Source organism: Paenarthrobacter sp. AMU7 (assembly GCF_041200195.1).
In the GTDB taxonomy this organism is placed as follows: domain Bacteria; phylum Actinomycetota; class Actinomycetes; order Actinomycetales; family Micrococcaceae; genus Arthrobacter.
The window spans coordinates 1,770,011-1,791,062 of sequence record NZ_CP165735.1 but is presented as its reverse complement, the minus strand read 5'-3'; the positions used below and the strand labels follow the sequence as shown (position 1 = coordinate 1,791,062).

Sequence of the window (21,052 nt, the reverse complement as noted above, 5' to 3'; positions counted from 1 at the left end):
GCCTGCGTGGGAATCAGGCCGCGAAGTTCTCATTCCAGACGTCGACGCCGAGCTTGATGATCAACGCCGCAACTACGATCAGGAAGACAACGCGTACAAAACTGCTCCCCTTGGCTACGGCGGTGCGTGCACCAAGATAGCCGCCGGCCATATTGGCCAGGCCCAGGACCAGCCCTACGCCCCACAGCAGGGAGCCGTGGGGAAGGAAAAAGATCAGGGCGCCGGCGTTGGTGGCCATATTGACGATCTTCGCCTTGGCGCTGGCTTCCAGGAACGCGTAACCCATGGCCGCAACCAGGGCGATCACCAGGAAAGAGCCGGTGCCAGGGCCGATCAGACCGTCATAGAAGCCAATGACGGCGCCTATGAGGCATGCCACCACGTAGTGCTTGTGGCCGTCGTGGCGGAGGGCAGTCAACTCTCCGGCGCGGGGGCGCAAGGCAGTGAAAATGGCGACGGCGATCAATGCCACCACGATGATCGGCTTGAACACACTGGCAGGCAGCGAAGCGGCCAGGATGGCCCCACCGAAGCTCCCCGCCAACGCGATGACCGCCATGGGCACGGCTGTTTTGAGATCGGGTCCCACGCGCCGGTAATACGTCACGGCGCTGGTGGTGGTGCCGAAAATGGACCCCATCTTGTTGGTGGCCAAGGCCTGCACCGGCGTGATGCCGGGAACCAGCAGCAGGGCGGGAAGCTGGATCAGTCCCCCGCCCCCTACAACAGCGTCCACCCAACCGGCGGCGAATCCAGCCACCACAATCAGGATGAGAGTGGTGAGCTGGATTGATTCGAAGCCGGAAATCACCGGTTTCGTACGGAGTTGACCACGTAGTCCACGGCCTTGTCCACCGCAACGTTCTCGGCTTCGCCGCTGCGGCGATCCTTGACTTCCACCACACCGTCTACAAGTCCCCGGCCAACGGCCAGGATGGTGGGCACGCCAACCAGCTCGGCATCACCGAACTTTACGCCGGGGGAAACCTTCGGACGGTCGTCGAAAATGACGTCCAGGCCGGCAGCTTCAAGCTCAGCGGAGAGCTTTTCAGCAGCCTCGAAGATTTCATCGCCACGGCCTACGGCCACCACATGGACATCTGCCGGAGCCACTGAGCGCGGCCAGACGAGGCCGCGGTCGTCATGGTTTGCTTCAGCCAAGGCGGCCACTGCGCGCGTAACACCAACGCCGTAGGAGCCCATGGTGACAACCTGCTGCTTGCCGTTCTGGTCCAGCACCTTCAAGTCCAAGGCCGCGGCATACTTGCGGCCGAGCTGGAAGATGTGGCCCATTTCGATGCCGCGGGCGGTCTCCAGCGGACCGGATCCATCCGGGGCGGGGTCGCCAGCACGCACTTCGGTGCTTTCAATGACGCCGTCCCACGTGAAGTCGCGGCCGGCGACCAGCCCAAAGACATGCTTGCCCTCGGCGTTGGCGCCTGTAACCCAGCTGGTACCGGAGACGACACGGGGATCAACCAGGAACAGCACCTTGGACGAGCCCTCAAGGCCCAGCAGAGGCTGGTCCAGGGACAGGCCGGGGCCGATGTAGCCCTTGACCAGCCACGGCAGCTTCTTGAGGTCCTCTTCGTTGGCAGCCTCGAGGCCGATCTCGCCGGCAATCGGCAGGTGTGAGCCGATGTTGGCTTCCACGCGCTTGAGGTCCACTCCGCGGTCGCCGGGGACACCGATCACCACGATCTGGCGCTCACCCGTTGGCAGGGTCACGGCAAGGACAACGTTCTTGAGCGTGTCAGCGGCAGTCCAGGCGCCGCCGTCGGCCTCGCTGCGCGGAGCCAACTGGTTGGCTGCGGCCACCAAGGTATCAATGGTGGGAGTGTTCGGGGTGTCCAGGACCTGGGCAGCCGGTGCGTTGGTGAAATCGATCTCCTCCGGGACAACAGTGGTCACGGCCTCGACGTTGGCGTAGTAGCCACCCGCCGAGCGCACGAACGTGTCCTCGCCGATCTCGGTGGGGAACAGGAATTCCTCGCTCTTGGAGCCACCCATGGCACCGGCGGTGGCAGCAACGGGGATGACTTCCAGGCCGAGGCGCTCAAAGATTTTCAGGTAGGCGGCGCGGTGGGCGGCGTAGCTGGCATCCAAACCGGCGTCGTCAATGTCGAAGGAGTAGGAGTCCTTCATGATGAACTCACGGCCACGGAGGAGGCCGGCCCGGGGGCGTGCTTCATCGCGGTACTTGTTCTGGATCTGGTAGAGGCTCAGCGGCAGGTCCTTGTACGAGGAGTACAGGTCCTTCACCAGGAGCGTGAACATTTCCTCGTGCGTGGGGGCAAGAAGATAGTCCGCGCCCTTACGGTCCTGGAGGCGGAACAGGCCTTCGCCGTATTCGGTCCAGCGGTTGGTGGCCTCGTAGGGCTCGCGGGGCAGCAGCGCCGGGAAGTGGACTTCCTGGGCGCCGATGGCCGACATTTCCTGACGGATGATCTCTTCTACCTTGCGCAGGACACTCAGTCCCAGCGGCAGCCACGTATAGATGCCGGGTGCTGCGCGGCGGATGTAGCCGGCACGGACCAGGAGCTTGTGGCTGGCGACCTCAGCGTCAACGGGATCTTCACGCAGGGTGCGCAGGAATAACTGGGAAAGGCGAAGGACCACGGGTACGTATCCGTTTCTATGGCAGGTGTGGCAAAAACAACTGTCTACTAATCTACCGGGTGCCCACACACAGAAGAGCCACGCCGTCGCGTGTGGAAGCCCCTGGCCCCAATGGGCTGGTCATCCTGCGATGGCGTGGCTCAGCGGCCGGCCGGCCGCAGACTCTGTCCTGGGACTAGATCGCCGTTCCCTCCAGCGGAACGGGATCATCTGCGGCTGGGAAGCATGGGTCACTGCCGAGCTCACGGATGGTGTGGACGCCAGCGACGCCGGTCAAGGTCTTGATCATGAGTCCCCCCGATACCACCCGCACCCCAACGACACGGCTTGGGAAGAACCTATGTGATCGCGGACACATTTTCAAGCGGGGTGGCATGCCGCGCGGCTGCAGCGCCGACGCTACTTAATAAGTGCTGCGGCCTGGTCCATGAGTGCCCCGGCAGCTGCTGCGCCGCCGCTTTCGGCGTTCTTTCCCGAGGCTGTGGCGGAGATGAGGACGCCGTCCTTAATGGCAGCGGCCATCAAGGTTGACTGGGTCTGGCCGTCAGGGAGGGTCATGGTGGTCTTGATGCCCAGGGTTCCGGGTACTGAACCGATGCCGTCGAACTTTTCCGTCTTCATGGTCATGGTGGTGCCGGACATGGACATTGTCATGTTCGCGCACGTGGTGATCTGGTCTTCGTTGCTCTTGACGTTGTTCTCCAGCACGTCCTTGGAGACACCTGATGCCAGGGTCACACTGGAAATGACGCCGGAAGCAGGGTCAATTTTTGCACCGCTGGCGCCGGTGGCGCCATCGATCGGCTGCGAAGCGCCGGCCATGGCCAGGTCCTTGCACTCGGCCGGCTCAATGTTCATGGAGCCCAGGAGATCCTTGAGTGGATCCTGCTGGCCAGCGAGGTCGTCGACGGAAGAAACCATCAGTTCCGTTCCATCGGCTGCCTTGATCTGCTTCACCAGGTCCGTGAGTTCCTGGGTGGTGTACTGCTTTGCCTGGGCGGGCGCAGGGGCCGGGGTCTCACTGGCCGGAGCAGATGCAGCATCCGTAGAGGTACCGGCGCCGCCACACGCGGTGAGTCCCATGACCAAAAGTCCTGACGCGGCAAAACCGCGCAGCGCATTCTTCTTCATTTGTTCCCCAAGAAAGTTCGAGTGATGGCTGGCGTGCGCCAACCGGGACAAGACTACAAGTTCCCGGACGGAGGCTAAAAAAGCACCGTGGCGAACGTGCCCACTTGCTCGAAGCCTACCCGTTCGTAGGTGGCGCGGGCCTTGGCGTTGTAGTCGTTGACGTACAGGCTGGTCACCGGGGCAAAGGTCTTTGAGAGATTCACGACGGCGGCCATGTAGCCGGCGCTCTGGCCGCGTCCCCGGAGTTCCGGATTCATCCATACACCCTGGACCTGGGTCACATCCGCCGTGACGGCACCGAGTTCAGCTTTGAAGACCACCGTGCCTCCGGCGTCAATGTGGACCAGGGAATGTCCCTGCCGGATCAGGCCGGCTACCCGCCTGCTGTAGAACTCCTGGCCTCCAAGGAAGGGAGAATAGCCAACTTCTTCCTCGAACATGGCCGCGCAGGCCGGAAGGATGCGGTCAAAATCCTCCATTGCGCCAAAGGTCAGGGCAGGATTGGCGCCGATGGCAGGTCCACCGGAGATGGTCAGGAGGGGCTGGCTGGACCGGATCTCGTGGGCGGCGTGGCCCAGTTGTTCAAAACGCGAGTAGAGGGCCAGCACGGTGTCCGCGGGGCCAAAAATTGAAGCGTAACGGCGTCCGGTTTGGTGTGCCGCCGTTGCTGCATAGCCTGCCAATGCAGGATCAAGTTGCACAGGAACGAGGTTGGCCCCGGCCCAGCAGGCACCCAGGAGCGTTTGATCGTGGAACACTCCAAAAATACTGGCACCACCGCTGGTGGGCGCAGCCGTCCCCGTGCTGTCCAAGTGGGACAGGATGAAGACATTGGCCACCACGTCTTCGCTGGCCAGCGCGCGCAGAGCCAGGGTGTCGGCTTTGCCGAGCACCCTGACTCCCAAGCCGTTCTCGTTACGAGACGCTAACCACGGGGCTACCCTTGACAGCATCTTCGCCATCGGCCTCCCCCATCTCTTCGGCGATGCGCATGGCCTCTTCGATCAGTGTCTCAACAATTTCGCTCTCAGGCACAGTCTTGATGACTTCGCCCTTCACGAAAATCTGGCCCTTGCCGTTTCCGGAGGCCACGCCGAGGTCTGCTTCACGGGCCTCACCGGGTCCGTTGACGACGCAGCCCATGACGGCGACACGCAGGGGAATCTCCATGCCTTCCAGCCCGGCCGTTACCTGCTCCGCCAGCGTGTAAACATCAACCTGCGCACGGCCACAGGACGGGCAGGAGACGATTTCCAGCTTGCGGGGGCGCAGGTTCAGGGATTGCAGGATCTGGTTGCCCACCTTGATTTCCTCCACCGGCGGAGCCGAAAGGGAAACACGAATGGTGTCACCGATGCCGCGGGACAGAAGCGCACCGAACGCCGTTGCCGACTTGATGGTGCCCTGGAATGCCGGCCCGGCCTCGGTCACACCGAGGTGCAAGGGCCAGTCGCCCTGCTCAGCCAGCATTTCGTATGCGGCCACCATGATCACGGGGTCGTTGTGCTTGACGGAGATCTTGAAGTCGTGGAAGCCGTGTTCCTCGAACAGGGACGCTTCCCACACGGCGGACTCCACCAGGGCTTCGGGTGTCGCCTTGCCGTACTTCTTCATGATGCCCGGCTCCAGGGAACCGGCATTGACGCCGATCCGGATGGACGTGCCGTGGTCCCGGGCCGCTGCCGCGATTTCCTTGACCTGGTCATCGAACTTACGGATGTTGCCCGGGTTCACACGAACAGCCGCGCATCCGGCCTCAATGGCCGCGAAAACGTACTTGGGCTGGAAGTGGATATCGGCGATCACGGGGATCTGGGACTTGCGGGCGATGATGGGAAGCGCTTCGGCGTCGTCCGCCGAAGGACACGCAACACGCACGATGTCGCAGCCGGACGCCGTGAGTTCGGCAATCTGCTGAAGAGTGGCGTTGATATCCGTGGTGGGCGTCGTGGTCATGGACTGAACGCTGATGGGCGAATCAGAACCAACACCAACGGACCCAACCTTGATCTGCCGTGTCTTACGGCGCGGGGCAAGTACGGGGGGTGGGGCTGCTGGCATTCCCAGGCTGACCGAGGTCACGTGGACTCCTTGGATTGGGGTGGATCGTTGTGGTGGAGAACGCCCGGCTAGGACGCGTGGGCCGCCAGGACCCCGATGATGGGGGCCCATTCGGTGGTGCGGATGCCGGCAATCACGCCTGCTTCGGCAAAGGGATCCTGCTTGAGGAGGTCGTTGAGCCCGGTTTCATCTGCGGACTTGAAGATCAGGAGGGCACCGGCGCCGTCACCGTACGGGCCGCTGGCAAGGAGCTTGCCTTCCTCGGCCAGTTCGCCCAGCCAGGCACGGTGTGCGGGGCGGGCTTCGTCGCGGAGGGCACCGGAGTCGGCGACGTATACGTACTCAACAGCGAAAACAGTCATGGTGCTAGCCTATCCCGCCTGCTCCGCCGGAAATATTCATGTTCTGCCGAAAATGTTCATGGCTCAGCCGAAGATGTTGACGGGCTTCACGATGTCCGCATAGATCAGCAGGGCGCCCATGGCCATCAGCAGCGCAGCCACCACATAGGTCAGCGGCAACAGTTTCGCAATGTCGAACGAACCCGGATCCGGTTTGCCCCTCAACCTGGCCACTTGACGCCGTGCGCCCTCGTACAAAGCCCCTGCCACATGGCCGCCATCGAGGGGAAGCAAGGGGATGAGGTTGAAGATGGCCAACGCGAAGTTCAGCCCTGCAAGCAGCCCCACCAGGGTTCCGATGCGGGCCTGCATGGGAACCTGTTCCATGGCCGCGACTTCGCCGGCCACGCGGCCAACGCCCACTACGCTGATGGGACCGTTCGGATCCCGGGGTTCCTCGCTGAAGGCTGCTTTCGCCACCCCGGCTACCCTGGCCGGCAGGTTGAAGATCACACCGGAAATTTGTTTGATGTTCTCCCCCGCCATGGGGAGAACGGCCGACGCCGGTTGGGGAACCAAGGCGCTTTGGGCGCCGATCCCGAGGAAGCCGACCTCCTGGTACTGCAGAACACCGTTGGCGTCCTGCGCCTGGCGCCCATCGGAGCCCACCACGGGACGGGACGAGAGCACAGGGGTCACGGTGGTCTCCACAGGAGAACCGTTGCGCTGCACGGTGATGGCCACATCCTTGCCTGCCGAGGCACGGATCCAGCCGGTCAGTTCGTCCCAACTCGTGACGGTCTTTCCGTCAAAGGACGTGATGGTGTCGTTCGGCTGGAGCCCCGCAGCTGCTGCCGGTGTGGACTTGCAGTCCGCTGAATCCGGATCCACGGTTTCGCCCGCGGCGACCTGGCATTTGGAAACGTCTGCGATGGTGGTGGTCGCCTGCGCCGTGCCGAAGCCCATGACCAGGACGGCCAACAGGATCAACCCGATGATCATGTTCATGGCAGGGCCACCGAGCATGACAATGATCTTTTTCCACACGGGCAATTTGTAGAAGACGCGGTTTTCGTCCCCCGGCCCTACTTCTTCGTGCGCCATGGAGCGCGCTTCTGTGGCCAGCGTTTGAAACATCCCGGTGCTGGAAGGGCGGACAGCGCCGTCCACCTTATTGGGTGGGTACATGCCGATCATGGAGACGTATCCGCCCAGTGGAAGGGCTTTGAATCCGTACTCCGTCTCGCCCTTCTTCCTGGACCAGAGGGTGGGGCCAAAGCCGATCATGTACTTGGTGACGCGGACTTTGAAGAGCTTCGCCGGCACCAGGTGGCCTACCTCGTGAAGCGCGATGGAAACGGCGACGCCGATGGCGACGAAGACGACTCCGAGAATGAAGAGAAGGACGGGACTCATGCCGGTGGGACTGCTTCCATAAGGGTTCTGAGCTACAGGGCGCTGCTGGCTAAACGATCAAGGGTGCGGGCGCGTGCCCACTTCTCAGCATCCAGCACGGACTCCACCGTTAGCTCGGAGGAGCCTGAATGTTCACTGAGGACGGACTCCACGGTATCCACGATGTCCGTGAAGCGGATGCGCCCGGCGTGGAAGGCCTGGACGGCTTCCTCATTGGCGGCGTTGAACACCGCCGGGAAGGTGCTGCCTTGTTTGGCGGCGTCTTTGGCCAGGTCCACGGCGGGGAATGCCACGGTGTCCAAGGGCTCGAACGTCCAATTGGTGGCCTTGGTCCAGTCGCAGGGCTTGGCAGCACGCGGGACGCGGTCCGGCCATCCCAGCCCCAGCGCGATAGGCAGGCGCATGTCCGGGGGTGACGCCTGGGCAATGATGGACCCGTCCACAAACTGGACCATGGAGTGAACCACCGACTGAGGGTGGACCACCACCTCGATCCTGTCCAGGGGAACATCGAACAACAAGTGTGCCTCAATGACTTCCAGGCCCTTGTTGACCAGGCTGGCGGAGTTGGTGGTGACCATCAGGCCCATGTCCCAGGTGGGGTGGGCCAGCGCTTCCTGCGGCGTAACCCCGTGAAGCTGATCGCGTGTGCGCCCGCGGAAGGGACCGCCGGATGCGGTCAGGATCAACTTCTCCACTTCCTGCTCGGTCCCGGACCGCAAACACTGGGCAATGGCGGAGTGCTCAGAGTCAACGGGCACTATCTGCCCCGGCCGGGCCGCGGCCTTGACCAGGGCACCACCCACGATCAGTGATTCCTTATTGGCCAGTGCCAGCGTTGCGCCGGTGCTGAGCGCGGCCAAGGTAGGTGCCAAGCCAATGGAACCGGTGATGCCATTGAGGACGACGTCACACTCGATGGCTGCGATCCGGGTGGAGGCATCCGGGCCGACGAAGATCTCCGGCGCACAATGGGGCACCCCCGCAGCCGAGGCCGCCGCGTCAATCAGTTGCCGCAAAACCGCGGGATCTCCCTGGGCTATGCCCACAGCCTGCGCTTGGGTGTGGACCGCCTGCCGGGCGATGAGTTCCAGGTTCCCTCCACCTGCGCTGAGCGCCACCACCTCAAAACGGTGCGGGGCAGCATCGACGACGTCAATCGCTTGTGTGCCGATGGAACCGGTGGACCCGAGGATGACGATCTTGCGCGGCTGCATTCTCCAAGTATCCCAGCCAGTAACGCGAGCGGCGAACGGAGCAGGGACGATACTGGGAAAACCTGCATCGCTTGACCATCCACAGCCCGCGCGTACGGTGGAAAGGTGGAGTGGCTGTCCTGGTTTGATGCGCGGGACTATGAGTTCGCCCGGCAAGTGTTGCAGCGCGGCACGGCTGCGCTGTATCTGGTTGCCTTTCTTTCCACCATGAACCAGTTCCCTGCACTCCTCGGCGAGCGCGGGCTGCTGCCGGTACCGGCGTTCCTGGACATGGCCCGCAGACTGGCCAGGCCCACCCTCTTCCGCTGGTATTACTCCGATGCGCTCCTGGGGTGGGTGTGCTGGACGGGGATCGGCGTCGCTGCCTTGCTCGTGATCGGTCTCCCCCAAACGGGCCCTCCATGGCTGCCCATGCTGGCATTTCTGATCCTGTGGTTCCTCTACATGTCGATCGTCAATGTCGGCCAGACGTTCTACGGCTTCGGCTGGGAGATCCTGCTTCTCGAGGCCGGGTTTACCGTGGCCTTCCTCGGCTCGGACCAGACTCCCCCGCCCACCACCATCCTGATCCTCATTGTGTGGCTGGTTTTCCGGCTTGAGTTCGGGGCGGGCATGATCAAGATCCGGGGCGGCCGCGAGTGGCGCGACATGACGGCTATGTTCTACCACCATGAGACACAGCCCATGCCGGGCCCGCTCAGCAGGCAAGCCCATCTCCTGCCGCGTCCGCTGCATAAAGTGGAAGTGGCGGGCAACCATTTCGCACAGTTGGTGGTGCCGTTTTTCCTCTTCGCGCCACAGCCCCTGGCCTGCATTGCGGCAGGCATCATCATCGCGACCCAGCTATGGCTGGTAGGCACCGGGAATTTTGCCTGGTTGAACTGGGCGGCGATCATCCTTGCCTTCGCGGCCGTCAGCGACCCCCTCGCCCACGCGGTCTTTCCGTTCATCCCGCTGGACTGGCACCCTGGCGCCGATACCCCGGTGTGGTGGCTCGCCGTCGTCGTGCTCGTGACTGTGGTGTTGCTGGCGTTGAGCTACCAGCCGCTCCTGAACCTCTTCTCCAGCCGGCAGCTGATGAATGCCAGCTTCAACCGTTGGCGTCTGGTCAACGCCTATGGGGCGTTCGGGACCGTCACCAAGCAGCGGATCGAGATCGTGGTTGAAGGCACACTGGCCGAGGAGCCGGACGCCGCCGATGAGCACTGGCGTGAGTACGGCTTCAAGGGCAAGCCCGGCGAGGTGCGGCGGCTCCCGCGGCAGTGGGCGCCATACCATCTACGCCTGGATTGGCTGATGTGGTTCCTGCCGCTGCGGACTGTCCACGAAGACTGGTTCTACGCCTTCCTGGACAAGCTGCTGGAGGCAGACAAGCCCACGTTGGGGCTGCTTCGCCATGACCCGTTCGACGGCGAACGCCCCCGTTGGGTGCGCGCACGCAGCTATCTGTACCGGTTCGCCAGCCGTGCGGAGTTCCGTGAGACCGGCGAACGCTGGGTACGGGTCTGGCTGTATGACGCCATTGGACCGGTGGGGCTAAACCCGCGACGCCGCTTTCTTTCGTGAGGCCAGGTCCACGGGGGGTGCCGTTGATTCCCGGACCACCAGGTGGGTTGCGAGTTCCACGCGCCGGGAGTCGATGTCTTCGCCCTGCATCTGGCGCAGGATGAAGTTCAACGCCGATCGCCCGATCTCCTGAAGCGGCTGGCTCACGGAAGTGAGGGGTGGCGTGGATTCTTCAGCTTGGTAGGTACCGTCGAACCCCACCAGGCTGATTTCCTCGGGAATCCGCACGTCCTGCCTACGTGCCTCGGCCAGCACCCCCATGGCGATGCTGTCGCTGCCGGCGAAGACTGCCGTGGGCGGATCCTCCAGCGCCAACAGGGACTTGAAGGCTGCGGCCCCGGTCTCGGGGCGGAACGGGCCTGCCGATACGTATTCGTGTTCCACCGTTATGCCTGCGGCCATGAGCGCGGCCATGTAACCGTGCAGCCTGGCCTGGCTGCATTCGGCGGTGGCTGGGCCGCCGATGTACGCGATCCGCCGATGCCCCAGCTCCAGGAGGTGTGTCGCGGCGGCCTTGCCACCGGCCCAGTTGCTGGCGCCCACACTGAACAGGTCGGCCGGCGGCGGGTTGAGGGGGTCGATCACCACAATGGGAATTTGACGCCTTTGGAAGGCCTCCAAGTGGGCTGTGCCAAAGGCTGAGGTCACCACGATCATCCCGCTGCGGCCTTCATCGACCATGCGTTGGGCCCGTTCTTCCGGCCCCAGCGGAGGCGCCGCCTGGAGACCGGTCACGGACAGGATCACTTCCATGTCGGAGACGTTTGCCTGCTCCATGATCCCCTTGAGGACTTCCATGTTGTAGGCCGAATTGAGGGAATCAAAAACCGCTTCGACAGTCCGCTGCACCGGATTGCTTTTGCGCTGGAGGGGAGATTTATAGCCTGTGCGCTGCAGTGCCGCCAGCACGCGGGCCCGGGTTGCCTGGGCCACATCCCCGCGACCGTTGACCACCTTGGAGACAGTAGGCACAGAGACTCCCACCTCCTGCGCGACGGCAGAGAGGGTCAGCTTGGAGGGTCGATCGTCGGGGCTCACAGTTTTCGCTTTCGAAAAGTTTCGGTTGCAGACAGTGTGCATCGTCGTCGGCCCGCCCGTCAATATGGCTCGCGTGCCTCCAATATCTCTTGGAAATTGACCCTTGACGGTGACGTGGCTCACGGCTAAGTTAGGTGGGCACTTCCGAAAGGACCTTCGAAACATTTCGAAAAAGCTTTCAGGGTACTGGTGATCACAGGTGATCCCTCCCCCGCAGAGTGCGGCTTTGTACGAGCAGCCGGGCCATCAGCGTCGAGCCCGTAGGACGAATGGAAACAGCACATGAATAATCTGAAGTTGCGCACCGCCGGAATGGCGGTCTCGGCAGCCGTCTTGTCGATCTCGCTCGCAGCCTGCGGCTCCTCGGGCCCTGCCGGAACCGGAGTCTCCGCGGATTCGGCCACCATGTGGGGGCTCACCGGCGGTGACCAGCCGGTGTTCCAAGCCTCCGTGGACTCCTGGAACAAAACACACCCCGATTCCTCCATCAAGCTCGACTTCTTCGCCAACGATGCCTACAAGACCAAGGTGCGCACGGCCGTCGGCGCCGGACAGGGTCCCACGTTGGTCTATGGCTGGGGAGGCGGTGTCCTGAAGTCCTACGTTGACGCCGGACAGGTGGACGACCTCACGGGATTCCTCAAGGAAAACCCGGAAGTCCAGAACCGCTACCTTCCCTCCATCCTGGAAAGCGGCGTGGTCGACGGCAAGACCTACGCCCTCCCCAACAACAAAGTGCAGCCCGTAGTTCTGTACTACAACAAGGAAGTCTTCGACAAGATCGGCGCGGAGGCACCCAAGACCTGGGACGAACTCATGGCCCTGGTCCCCAAGTTCAAGGCCGCAGGCGTGGCACCCTTCTCCTTGGGTGGGCAGTCCAAATGGCCGGACCTCATGTGGCTCGAATACCTGGTAGACCGCATCGGCGGCCCCGAAGTCTTCGCCAAGATCGCGTCCAACACGCCGAATGCCTGGTCCGACCCAGCTGTCATTGAGGCATTGACCAAGATCCAGGAACTGGTGGACGCCGGCGGCTTCATCAACGGCTTCTCCTCCATTGCCGCGGACAGCAACGCCGACCAGGCCCTGCTCTACACCGGCAAGGCCGCCATGATCCTGCAGGGCAGCTGGATCTACCAAGGCATGAAAAAGGACGCAGCGGACTTCGTCACCAGCGGCAAGCTCGGATACGCCCCCTTCCCCACCGTAGAGGGCGGCAAGGGCGACCCGGCCAACGTCGTGGGCAACCCCACCAACTTCTGGTCAGTCTCCTCCAAAGCCACCGAAGAACAGAAGAAGACGGCCCTTGAGTACGTCAAGGACGGAATGTTCACCGATGAGAACGTCCAAAGCCTCATCGACTCAGGAGCCGTACCCGTGGTCACCGGTATTGAAGACAAGCTGGCGGCATCCCCTGACAAGGACTTCCTGAGCTACGTGTATGGAATGGCCAAGGATGCACCGGACTTCACCCTGTCCTGGGACCAGGCACTCAGCCCCGCGCAAGGCGATGCCATGCTGGCCAACCTGGACCAGATCTTCCTGAAGAAGATCACCCCGGAACAGTTCGCTTCCACCATGAACGCAACGATCGGAAAGTAGCCCGGTGTCGTCCACTACTGCGCACCGCCGGACCGCCCGGGCACAGCTGTCCCGACCGACCCTCGAGAAGGGTCCGTCGGGGTGGCTGGCCGCCCCGGCGCTCGCGTTCTTCATGCTGTTCGCCATCCTCCCGCTCCTGGGAGTCCTGTTCCTGAGCTTCACCCGCTGGGATGGCCTGGGCGAGATCAAGCTCGACGGCCTGTCCAGCTGGAACACCGTCCTGGCAGATCCCGTGACGGGCAACGCCTTGCTCGTCACCGCCAAGATCATGTTCTTCTCCTTCATTGTCCAGGCACCCATCAGTCTCTTGTTGGGCGTCTTCACCGCAGCAAACCAGAAGTACCGTGCCGCGTTGGCCGTCCTGTACTTCGTTCCGCTGTTGCTCTCCTCGGCCGCTGTGGCCATTGCCTTCAAGGCCCTGCTGGACCCGAACTTCGGCCTCGGCCCCGGCTTGGGTTTGCCGTTCCTGGCGCAGGACTGGCTGGGCAACTCGGATCTGGTCCTGTTCGTGGTGGTCTTCGTCATCGCGTGGCAGTTCGTTCCGTTCCACACCCTGATCTACCAAGGCGGCGTCCGACAGATCCCCGCCTCCCTCTATGAAGCCGCGCAGATCGACGGCGCCGGCCGCGTACAGCAGTTCCTCAACATCACGCTCCCCCAGCTGAAGTACACCATCATCACCTCCTCCACCCTCATGGTGGTGGGATCCCTGGCGTACTTCGACCTGGTGTTCGTGCTGACCGCGGGCGGCCCCGGCTATTCAACCAGGCTGTTGCCGCTGCACATGTACCTCACTGGCTTCAAAGCGAACGACATGGGCGCAGCGAGCGCGCTGGGAGTGATCCTGGTGGTCATCGGACTGGCCCTGGCACTGTTCCTTCAACGACTCGGCGGCAAGAACCGCAACGCCAGCCAATTGGAAGGTGCGTAATGGCTTCCACCACACAACTCCCCACAGCACCGGCAACGCTGCCCGAACCGGCGGCCGACCGCCGTCGTCCGCAGAAAATGGGCCGCTCGCGGCCCAACTTCCTCGGAGGACTGGGGGGCTGGCTCTGGCTCGCGGTCATTATTGTGCCTGTGTACTACGTGGTGATCACCAGTTTGAAGAACCAAGCAGGCTTCTTCACCTCCAATCCGCTGATGCCCCCGGCGGAACCAACGCTGGATAACTACAAGCTGGTCGTGGAGAACGAGTTCGCCAAGTACTTCACCAACAGCCTGATCGTAACGGTGGGCAGCGTGGTTCCAGCCCTCTTTGTCTCCTTCATGGCGGCGTACGCCATTGTGCGCGGCAAGGGGAAGTTCCTGAGTTGGACCAACAACGTGTTCCTCCTGGGCCTGGCCATTCCCCTGCATGCCACGATCATCCCGATCTACTGGATGATCACCAAAGCCCACATGTACGACACTTTGCTGGCACTCATCCTGCCCTCGATTGCCTTTGCCATCCCCATTTCCGTGCTGATTCTCTCCAACTTCATGAGGGACGTGCCCAACGAACTTTTTGAGTCGATGCGGCTGGACGGCTGCTCCGACTGGGCCATGATGTGGCGCCTGGCATTGCCGATGACCAAGCCCGCTGTCATCACGGTTGGCATCTACAACGCACTGCATGTATGGAACGGATTCCTGTTCCCGCTGATCTTGACCCAAAGCCCGGACACCCGCGTTCTGCCGTTATCGCTCTGGACGTTCCAAGGTGAGTTCAGCGTCAACATTCCTGCGGTGCTCGCCTCGGTTGTCCTGGCTACGCTCCCACTGCTGGTGATTTACGTCGTTGCACGGCGCCAATTGCTCAGTGGCCTGACCGCCGGCTTCAGCAAATAACTGGCTGCTGCCAGGAGAAAGGGACCACACATGACACAGCCACAGCCCTTGCGGGTAGGCATGGTGGGCTACTCATTCATGGGAGCCGCCCACTCCCACGCCTGGCGGACCGCGCCGCGCTTCTTCGACTTGCCGCTGAGACCTGAATTGGCTGCCGTGGCCGGCCGCAACGAAGTCGGTGTCCGGGCAGCAGCCAGCAAGTTTGGTTGGGACTCAACCGAAACTGACTGGCGTCGCCTGATACAGCGCGAAGACATCGACCTCATCGATATCTGCACACCTGGCAATACCCACGCGGAGATCGCCATCGCCGCTCTTGAAGCGGGAAAGCATGTCCTCTGCGAGAAGCCGTTGGCCAATTCAGTGGAGGAAGCGGAGAAGATGACGGCAGTGGCCCAGGCGGCAGCCGGCCGTGGGGTTCTCTCCATGTGCGGCTTCAGCTACCGCCGCACGCCTGCCCTGGCGCTGGCCAAGCGGATGGTGGACGATGGCCGGCTGGGCAGCATCCGCCACGTCCGCGCACAGTATCTGCAGGACTGGCTCAGCGACGCCGACGCGCCGCTGACCTGGCGGATGGACAAGTCCAAATCCGGCTCCGGATCACTGGGCGACATCGGCGCGCACAGCATTGACGCCGCGCAATGGATCACCGGCCTGAACATCAGCGGCGTCTCGGCCTTGCTGGAGACATTCGTCAAGGAACGCCCGGTGGGCGGAGACTTTGTGGGGCTTGGTGGCCACGGCGGCGCAGATGGTCCTCGAGGACCGGTAACGGTGGACGACGCGGCACTGTTCACCGCCCGCTTCGAGGCCACCCACGACGACGGCGCTGACGCCAGCTCACGCTTCAACGGCGATTCCGGCCCCATCGGCATCTTCGAAGCTACCCGGTTTGCCTTGGGCCGCAAGAACGCCATGCGCCTGGAGCTGAACGGCACCAAGGGGTCTCTGGCCTTCGATTTCGAGGACATGAACTCGCTCCAGTTCTACGATGCCGCCTTGGAACCTGATGCGGGCTTCCGAAAAATCATGGTCACCGAGCCTTCCCACCCTTATGTGGGCAACTGGTGGCCCACCGGCCATGGACTGGGGTACGAGCACGGCTTCACGCATCAGGTGGTGGACCTCGTGACCGCCATCGGCGCAGGCGGGCAGCCGTCGCCGTCGTTCGCTGACGCTTTGCAGGTCCAAAAGGTTCTGGCCGCCGTCGAGGCGAGCGCGGACAACTCGAGCCGCTGGCAGAAAGTCTGAAAGGAAAACATGACACGCGAAAACAAGACAGCGTTGGTGGTTCGAGGCGGTTGGGACGGCCACCAACCGGTGGAGGCCACCGAACTGTTCATCCCCTTCCTCAAGGACAATGGCTACGACGTCCGGGTGGAAGAATCCCCGAAGATCTATGCCGACTCCGAGTACATGGCGGGCGTGGACCTCATAGTGCAATGCATGACCATGACGACCATCGAGAAGCACGAATTCGAGGGTCTTCGCGCGGCAGTCGAAAACGGCACGGGCCTTGCCGGCTGGCACGGGGGCATCGCCGATTCCTACCGCAACAACTCGGACTACCTGCACCTGATTGGCGGCCAGTTTGCCTGCCACCCCGGCAAGCACGCGGACCAGCGGATCGGCGAGCAGTCGGATAACTACGTCCCTTACACCGTGAACATGTTGCCCGCTGCGGCCGATCACCCCATCACGCAGGGTATCAGCGACTTCGACCTCGTCACGGAGCAGTACTGGGTCCTGTCCGACGACTACATTGACGTTCTGGCCACCACCACGCAAAAGGTGCGGGAATGGGATCCGTGGAACCGTGAGGTCACCTCGCCTGCCATCTGGACCCGTCAGTGGGGTGAGGGCAGGATCTTCGTCTGCACTCCCGGCCACCGCGTGGAAATCCTCCAGGACAGCAACGTCCGTACCATCATTGAAAGGGGCATGCTGTGGGCGTCCCGGTAGACCTTGCCAAGGAGTTGGGCACCGAGGGTCCGCTCAACGTTGGAGTCATTGGCTGTGGCGCCATCATCGCCCAGTACCTGACCAACTTCCGCCGGCTCGATTCCATCAACCTCGTGGCCGTAGCAGATCTGGACCCGGCCAGGGCGGAGGCCGTCGCCGACTCCTACGAGGGCGTCCGGGCACTGACCGTCGACGGACTCCTCGCCGCCGATGACGTGGATCTGGTCCTGAACCTGACCATCCCTGCGGCCCATGCAGAGATCGCACTCAGAGCCATCGCCGCCGGCAAATCCGTTTACGGCGAAAAGCCACTGGCTGCCACCACGGCGGAGGCCCGGGACGTCCTGGCCGCTGCTGCGGCGGCCGGAGTTATTGTGGGCTGTGCCCCTGACACTGTGCTGGGCACGGGAATCCAGACCGCCCGCAAGGCAATCGACGACGGCCTGATCGGAGCGCCCGTTTCCGCCACGGCCACCATGGCTACCCCCGGGCACGAGCGCTGGCATCCCAACCCCGACTTCTATTACCAGCCCGGGGGTGGTCCCCTGCTGGACATGGGACCGTACTACGTCTCGGCCTTGGTCACACTGTTGGGTCCCGTGGTGTCGGTGGTGGGGGCTGCCAGCCATACCCGGAACGAACGCACCATCGGTTCGGGCCCACGGCAGGGTCAGACGGTGCCGGTGGACATTGACTCGCATGTCACCGGCGTCCTGGTCCATGCATCCGGTGCTCTGTCCACCCTGTTCATGAGCTTCGACGCGGTCAAGACCAAGAGCCCCAACATCGAGATCCACGGGGAAAAGGGGTCGCTGATCGTCCCGGACCCCAACCACTTCGACGGCGATGTACAGCTTTTCGCGCTGGGTGCCGAGGACTGGGAAACGCTCCCCGTTTCGGCCGGCTACGTGGACTCGGGCCGTGGCTTCGGAATCGCCGACCTCGCAGCGACCCCTGCGGGCCAGGAACCACGCGCGGGCGGACAACTGGCCTTCCACGCGCTGGAGGTCATGGAATCGGTGCTTGGTTCCGCCAAAAACGGGAAGGCGGTATCCATCAAGAGCCAGGCAGCACGGCCCGCCGCTGTTGCACTGACAGCCCTGTCGACGGCGGTACGCGTCTAGCGCACTTACCGCCCGCCGGGACAACAGTTAATGCCCGTGTCGAATGCCGAACGTGGGCATTCGACATGAGCATTAACTGTCATCCCGCGGGGCGCCCGGCCCTGCGGAGTGTCGCTTGGGCATGCTTGAGGATGGGCCCGTCGATCATCTTGCCCTTGAACTGGAACACCCCCGTACCTGCCGCTTCCGCTGCGTCCAGGAGCTCGGTGGCTTCGGCCACCACTTCTGCGGAGGGAGCATAGGCCTCACGCACTACGGCCACCTGGTTGGGGTGGATGCAGGCCTTGGCGCCGAAACCGCTGGCTACGGCGTCGTGGGATTCTGCCAACAACCCTTCAAGATCCGGGATGTTCACGTAAACGGAGTCGATGGCTTCCTTGCCGGCAGCCTTTGCGGCAAGCAGGACCGCGGACCGTGAGTGCAACGCGACAGCCCGGTACCCGCCGTCGTCGTTCCGGCTGGAGAGCCCGCCCAGGGAAGCCAACAGATCCTCAGCACCCCACATCAGTCCCACGGCGTTCGGCTCGGCCGCAATGGAGGAGGCATTGACGATGCCCGCCGCTGTCTCGCAGAGCGCAATGACCTGGTAGCCGGCCAGGGCTTTGAGTTGCCCGGCACTTTCCGCCTTGGCCAGCATGACCGTCCGGTAGGGCGTCTTCGCCAGGGTCTGGAGATCGAGCTCGAACTCAGGCGTTCCCACAGGGTTAACCCGGACAATAGTGCTGCCCGGATCCAGCTGGCCGTCACCCAACTGCTCAAGAATCGCCTCGCGGGCCCGGGGTTTGTCCGTCGGAGCCACCGCATCTTCGAGGTCCAGGATCACGGCATCGGACCGCTCGGCAGCCTTCCTGAAACGCTCCGGCCGGTCGGCTGGACAGAACAGGAGTGCCGGTCCCATGGTGAACGGCAGAACCGCTGAGGGAGACGGGGAGTCGGGAGAGGGCATGCGGATTCCTAGCTTGTAGTTCTGGCAAGGGACTGGACCGGTTCCAAGGCTGCGCTGTGTTTCAGGATTGCGTTGGGTTTCAGGGCTGCGCTGTGTTTCAGGATTGCGCTGTGTTTCAAGATTGCGTTGTGTGCGCTTCCTTCGTCCACATCAGGCATGTCCGGGTGGCCAGCGCCACCACCGCCCCATCCTGGTTACGGCCGGTGTGCTGCATGGTCACCACGCCTTGGCCGGGTCGGGAGGTCGACAACCTTTTTCCCGTGATCACCGTTTCCGTGTACAGGGTATCTCCGTGATACAGCGGGTGCGGAAAAGTGACATCGGTCAGCCCCAGCTGCGCGATGATGGTGCCCTGGGTCAGCTGGGCCACCGACTGCCCCACCATGGTGGATAAGGTGAACATGGAATTCATGAGCCGCTGCCCAAAGGGCTGGGTTGAGCTCCACGCCGCGTCCAAGTGCAGCGCCTGGGTATTCATGGTCATGGTGGTGAACAGGACATTGTCCGCTTCAGTGACGGTCCGCCCTGGCTTATGGGCGTAGACCACGCCCTCTTCGAGTTCGTCGAAGTACAGCCCCCGCTGCTCAACAACCCGGGTCATACGGTGAGCTCCTGGTCTTCCTCGAACAGGTCGGCCCCGGTTGCTGCGAGGACGTCCTCAAGAGTGACGTTGGGGGCCAGTTCGCGAAGGACCAGTCGCGGGTCCCCTTGGTCCTTGACGACGTCGATGACGGCCAGGTCGGTGATGATCCGGTCTACGCACCCTTTACCCGTCAAGGGCAGCGTGCAGTCCTGAACAATTTTCGGTCGGCCGCTGCGGTCCACGTGCTCCATCATGACGATGACCTTCTTGGCACCGAACACCAGGTCCATGGCGCCCCCCATGCCCTTGACCATCTTGCCGGGAACCATCCAGTTGGCGAGGTCCCCGTTGGCAGCCACCTCCATGGCACCCAGCACAGCGACGTCCACGTGCCCGCCGCGGATCATGCCGAAGGACGCCGCCGAATCGAAGAACGCGGCCCCCGCATTCGTGGTGACCGTTTCCTTGCCCGCGTTGATGAGGTCCGGATCAATTTTGTCCTCGGCAGGGTAAGGACCGACGCCCAGGATCCCATTCTCGGAGTGAAGGATGACCTCCACACCGTCAGGGATGTAATTGGGGATCAGGGTGGGCATCCCGATTCCCAGGTTCACATATTGGCCGTTGGTGAGCTCCTTGGCTACGCGGGCGGCCAGTTCGTTGCGGGTCCAGCCTTTGGCCTCGTGATGTTCGACGTCGGCGCGACGGTACTCGTGCCGTACGGCTTCCGGACGGGGTGGGATGTCGTGGAACGTGTTGTCGGTCATCGGTCCGTTCCTGTCTGGCTTGCGCCCGCCTGTCCAATGCCCGTTTGGTTTGGGCCCGTTTGGTTTGGGCCCGTTTGGTTTGGGCCCGCTCCAGGAGTCAGCGCCACGGTCCGCTTTTCTATCCGCTTCTCGCTGGAGGTCGCCAGCACCACCCGCTGGACGAAGATTCCCGGCGTATGAATATGCTCAGGGTCAAGCTCGCCGGGTTCCACCAGTTCCTCCACTTCGGCAATGGTGGTTTTTGCCGCCATGGCACAGAGCGGGTTGAAATTCATGGCCGTTGCATGGAACACCAGGTTGCCGTGCCGGTCACCCTTCCACGCATGGACCAAGCCGAAATCCGGCGTCAGGGACTCCTCCAGGACGTAGTCGGCGTCATTGAAGGTGCGGACCTCCTTAGGGGACGACGCCAGCGCAACGTTCCCTTCGGCGTCGTACTTTTGCGGAAGCCCACCCTCCGACACCTGGGTTCCCACACCGGCCTTGGTGTAAAAGGCCGGGATGCCGGCGCCACCGGCGCGGAGCTTCTCTGCCAAAGTCCCCTGCGGGGTGAGGACTACTTCCAACTCCCCCGCCAGGTACTGCCGGGCAAATTCCTTGTTCTCCCCCACGTACGAGCTGATGGTGCGGCGGATGCGACCGTCCTTCAGGAGAATGCCCAGGCCCCAGTCGTCCACGCCGCAGTTGTTGCTGACAGTCTCAAGACCAGTGGTGCCTTGGCTGTGCAGGGCCTCGATCAGGGAGACGGGAATACCGCAGAGGCCGAACCCTCCCACAGCCAGGGAGGCCCCGTCCGGGATGTCCTTCACCGCTTCCGCGGCGCTGGCAACAACCTTGTCAATCATCCTT

The 21,052-nt window shown here is 63.0% G+C and carries 20 protein-coding genes; 7 read left to right on the top strand and 13 right to left on the bottom strand.

Annotated features, from left to right (window positions below):
- Positions 1-13 precede the first annotated feature (13 nt).
- The 8 genes from ABQM86_RS08195 to dxr all read right to left on the bottom strand — a co-directional run bounded on the left by ABQM86_RS08195 (position 14) and on the right by dxr (position 8,785).
- Positions 14-811 (bottom strand): sulfite exporter TauE/SafE family protein, encoded by a 798-nt coding sequence (locus tag ABQM86_RS08195; RefSeq protein ID WP_369746361.1) that lies wholly within the window; start codon positions 809-811, stop codon positions 14-16.
- Complete coding sequence (locus tag ABQM86_RS08190) at positions 808-2,619, bottom strand: proline--tRNA ligase (RefSeq protein WP_207596997.1); 1,812 nt, start codon at positions 2,617-2,619, stop codon at positions 808-810. Before ABQM86_RS08190 ends, ABQM86_RS08195 begins: the two co-directional genes overlap by 4 nt.
- A gap of 399 nt (positions 2,620-3,018) precedes the next feature.
- Positions 3,019-3,750 carry a hypothetical protein gene (locus ABQM86_RS08185; protein WP_280627636.1) on the bottom strand — a complete coding sequence of 244 codons (732 nt, stop codon included), beginning with the start codon at positions 3,748-3,750 and terminating at the stop codon, positions 3,019-3,021.
- A 74-nt stretch (positions 3,751-3,824) separates the two neighbouring features.
- Complete coding sequence (locus ABQM86_RS08180) at positions 3,825-4,703, bottom strand: GNAT family N-acetyltransferase (RefSeq protein ID WP_369746649.1); 879 nt, start codon at positions 4,701-4,703, stop codon at positions 3,825-3,827.
- Positions 4,666-5,832 carry a flavodoxin-dependent (E)-4-hydroxy-3-methylbut-2-enyl-diphosphate synthase gene (gene ispG, locus ABQM86_RS08175; RefSeq protein ID WP_024820317.1) on the bottom strand — a complete coding sequence of 389 codons (1,167 nt, stop codon included), beginning with the start codon at positions 5,830-5,832 and terminating at the stop codon, positions 4,666-4,668. The genes ABQM86_RS08180 and ispG overlap by 38 nt, the downstream gene beginning before the upstream one ends.
- A 47-nt stretch (positions 5,833-5,879) precedes the next feature.
- Positions 5,880-6,173, bottom strand: a complete 294-nt coding sequence (locus ABQM86_RS08170) for a YciI family protein (protein ID WP_207596995.1) — start codon at positions 6,171-6,173, stop codon at positions 5,880-5,882.
- A gap of 63 nt (positions 6,174-6,236) precedes the next feature.
- On the bottom strand, positions 6,237-7,568 hold the full coding sequence (locus ABQM86_RS08165) for an RIP metalloprotease (protein ID WP_369746360.1): 1,332 nt from the start codon (positions 7,566-7,568) through the stop codon (positions 6,237-6,239).
- 32 nt (positions 7,569-7,600) lie between these two features.
- A complete protein-coding gene (gene dxr, locus ABQM86_RS08160; RefSeq protein WP_369746359.1) occupies positions 7,601-8,785 on the bottom strand; it encodes a 1-deoxy-D-xylulose-5-phosphate reductoisomerase in 1,185 nt (394 codons plus the stop codon).
- Positions 8,786-8,890: 105 nt separating this feature from the next.
- On the opposite strand from dxr, the gene ABQM86_RS08155 reads away from it, so the two are divergent.
- Positions 8,891-10,351, top strand: coding sequence for a lipase maturation factor family protein (locus ABQM86_RS08155; RefSeq protein ID WP_369746358.1), 1,461 nt, complete (start codon positions 8,891-8,893; stop codon positions 10,349-10,351).
- Here the strand turns inward: ABQM86_RS08155 and ABQM86_RS08150 are convergent.
- Complete coding sequence (locus ABQM86_RS08150; protein ID WP_280627634.1) at positions 10,322-11,389, bottom strand: LacI family DNA-binding transcriptional regulator; 1,068 nt, start codon at positions 11,387-11,389, stop codon at positions 10,322-10,324. The genes ABQM86_RS08155 and ABQM86_RS08150 overlap by 30 nt on opposite strands.
- A 282-nt stretch (positions 11,390-11,671) precedes the next feature.
- Here ABQM86_RS08150 and ABQM86_RS08145 point away from each other — a divergent pair, with 282 nt between their 5' ends.
- The 6 genes from ABQM86_RS08145 to ABQM86_RS08120 are packed head-to-tail and all read left to right on the top strand — an operon-like array spanning position 11,672 to position 17,907.
- Positions 11,672-12,991, top strand: coding sequence for an extracellular solute-binding protein (locus ABQM86_RS08145; RefSeq protein WP_207596990.1), 1,320 nt, complete (start codon positions 11,672-11,674; stop codon positions 12,989-12,991).
- A gap of 4 nt (positions 12,992-12,995) precedes the next feature.
- Complete coding sequence (locus ABQM86_RS08140) at positions 12,996-13,922, top strand: carbohydrate ABC transporter permease (RefSeq protein ID WP_207596989.1); 927 nt, start codon at positions 12,996-12,998, stop codon at positions 13,920-13,922.
- The gene (locus tag ABQM86_RS08135; protein ID WP_207596988.1) at positions 13,922-14,821 is read left to right on the top strand and encodes a carbohydrate ABC transporter permease; all 900 of its coding nucleotides are present in this window, start codon (positions 13,922-13,924) and stop codon (positions 14,819-14,821) included. The genes ABQM86_RS08140 and ABQM86_RS08135 overlap by 1 nt, the downstream gene beginning before the upstream one ends.
- A 30-nt stretch (positions 14,822-14,851) precedes the next feature.
- Positions 14,852-16,072 carry a Gfo/Idh/MocA family protein gene (locus ABQM86_RS08130; RefSeq protein ID WP_369746357.1) on the top strand — a complete coding sequence of 407 codons (1,221 nt, stop codon included), beginning with the start codon at positions 14,852-14,854 and terminating at the stop codon, positions 16,070-16,072.
- Between the two features lie 9 nt (positions 16,073-16,081).
- Complete coding sequence (locus ABQM86_RS08125; RefSeq protein WP_207596986.1) at positions 16,082-16,783, top strand: ThuA domain-containing protein; 702 nt, start codon at positions 16,082-16,084, stop codon at positions 16,781-16,783.
- Positions 16,768-17,907 (top strand): Gfo/Idh/MocA family protein, encoded by a 1,140-nt coding sequence (locus tag ABQM86_RS08120; RefSeq protein WP_369746356.1) that lies wholly within the window; start codon positions 16,768-16,770, stop codon positions 17,905-17,907. Before ABQM86_RS08125 ends, ABQM86_RS08120 begins: the two co-directional genes overlap by 16 nt.
- A 79-nt stretch (positions 17,908-17,986) precedes the next feature.
- On the opposite strand, the gene ABQM86_RS08115 is transcribed toward ABQM86_RS08120, so the two are convergent.
- The 4 genes from ABQM86_RS08115 to ABQM86_RS08100 all read right to left on the bottom strand — a co-directional run bounded on the left by ABQM86_RS08115 (position 17,987) and on the right by ABQM86_RS08100 (position 21,048).
- Positions 17,987-18,853 carry a CoA ester lyase gene (locus tag ABQM86_RS08115; protein ID WP_337341040.1) on the bottom strand — a complete coding sequence of 289 codons (867 nt, stop codon included), beginning with the start codon at positions 18,851-18,853 and terminating at the stop codon, positions 17,987-17,989.
- 115 nt (positions 18,854-18,968) lie between these two features.
- Positions 18,969-19,454 carry a MaoC family dehydratase gene (locus ABQM86_RS08110; RefSeq protein WP_207596983.1) on the bottom strand — a complete coding sequence of 162 codons (486 nt, stop codon included), beginning with the start codon at positions 19,452-19,454 and terminating at the stop codon, positions 18,969-18,971.
- Positions 19,451-20,203 carry a CoA transferase subunit B gene (locus tag ABQM86_RS08105; RefSeq protein WP_337341041.1) on the bottom strand — a complete coding sequence of 251 codons (753 nt, stop codon included), beginning with the start codon at positions 20,201-20,203 and terminating at the stop codon, positions 19,451-19,453. Before ABQM86_RS08105 ends, ABQM86_RS08110 begins: the two co-directional genes overlap by 4 nt.
- The gene (locus ABQM86_RS08100) at positions 20,200-21,048 is read right to left on the bottom strand and encodes a CoA transferase subunit A (RefSeq protein WP_369746355.1); all 849 of its coding nucleotides are present in this window, start codon (positions 21,046-21,048) and stop codon (positions 20,200-20,202) included. The genes ABQM86_RS08105 and ABQM86_RS08100 overlap by 4 nt, the downstream gene beginning before the upstream one ends.
- Positions 21,049-21,052 lie beyond the last annotated feature (4 nt).

Bases quoted from the DNA above. Each gene is read 5' to 3' on its own strand.
- ABQM86_RS08165 (WP_369746360.1), bottom strand. From the start codon at position 7,568: ATGAGTCCCGTCCTTCTCTTCATTCTCGGAGTCGTCTTCGTCGCCATC.
- ABQM86_RS08100 (WP_369746355.1), bottom strand. From the start codon at position 21,048: ATGATTGACAAGGTTGTTGCCAGCGCCGCGGAAGCGGTGAAGGACATC.
- dxr (WP_369746359.1), bottom strand. From the start codon at position 8,785: ATGCAGCCGCGCAAGATCGTCATCCTCGGGTCCACCGGTTCCATCGGC.
- ABQM86_RS08115 (WP_337341040.1), bottom strand. From the start codon at position 18,853: ATGCCCTCTCCCGACTCCCCGTCTCCCTCAGCGGTTCTGCCGTTCACC.
- ABQM86_RS08145 (WP_207596990.1), top strand. From the start codon at position 11,672: ATGAATAATCTGAAGTTGCGCACCGCCGGAATGGCGGTCTCGGCAGCC.
- ABQM86_RS08110 (WP_207596983.1), bottom strand. From the start codon at position 19,454: ATGACCCGGGTTGTTGAGCAGCGGGGGCTGTACTTCGACGAACTCGAA.
- ABQM86_RS08135 (WP_207596988.1), top strand. From the start codon at position 13,922: ATGGCTTCCACCACACAACTCCCCACAGCACCGGCAACGCTGCCCGAA.
- ABQM86_RS08130 (WP_369746357.1), top strand. From the start codon at position 14,852: ATGACACAGCCACAGCCCTTGCGGGTAGGCATGGTGGGCTACTCATTC.
- ABQM86_RS08180 (WP_369746649.1), bottom strand. From the start codon at position 4,703: ATGCTGTCAAGGGTAGCCCCGTGGTTAGCGTCTCGTAACGAGAACGGC.
- ABQM86_RS08185 (WP_280627636.1), bottom strand. From the start codon at position 3,750: ATGAAGAAGAATGCGCTGCGCGGTTTTGCCGCGTCAGGACTTTTGGTC.
- ABQM86_RS08105 (WP_337341041.1), bottom strand. From the start codon at position 20,203: ATGACCGACAACACGTTCCACGACATCCCACCCCGTCCGGAAGCCGTA.
- ABQM86_RS08170 (WP_207596995.1), bottom strand. From the start codon at position 6,173: ATGACTGTTTTCGCTGTTGAGTACGTATACGTCGCCGACTCCGGTGCC.
- ABQM86_RS08125 (WP_207596986.1), top strand. From the start codon at position 16,082: ATGACACGCGAAAACAAGACAGCGTTGGTGGTTCGAGGCGGTTGGGAC.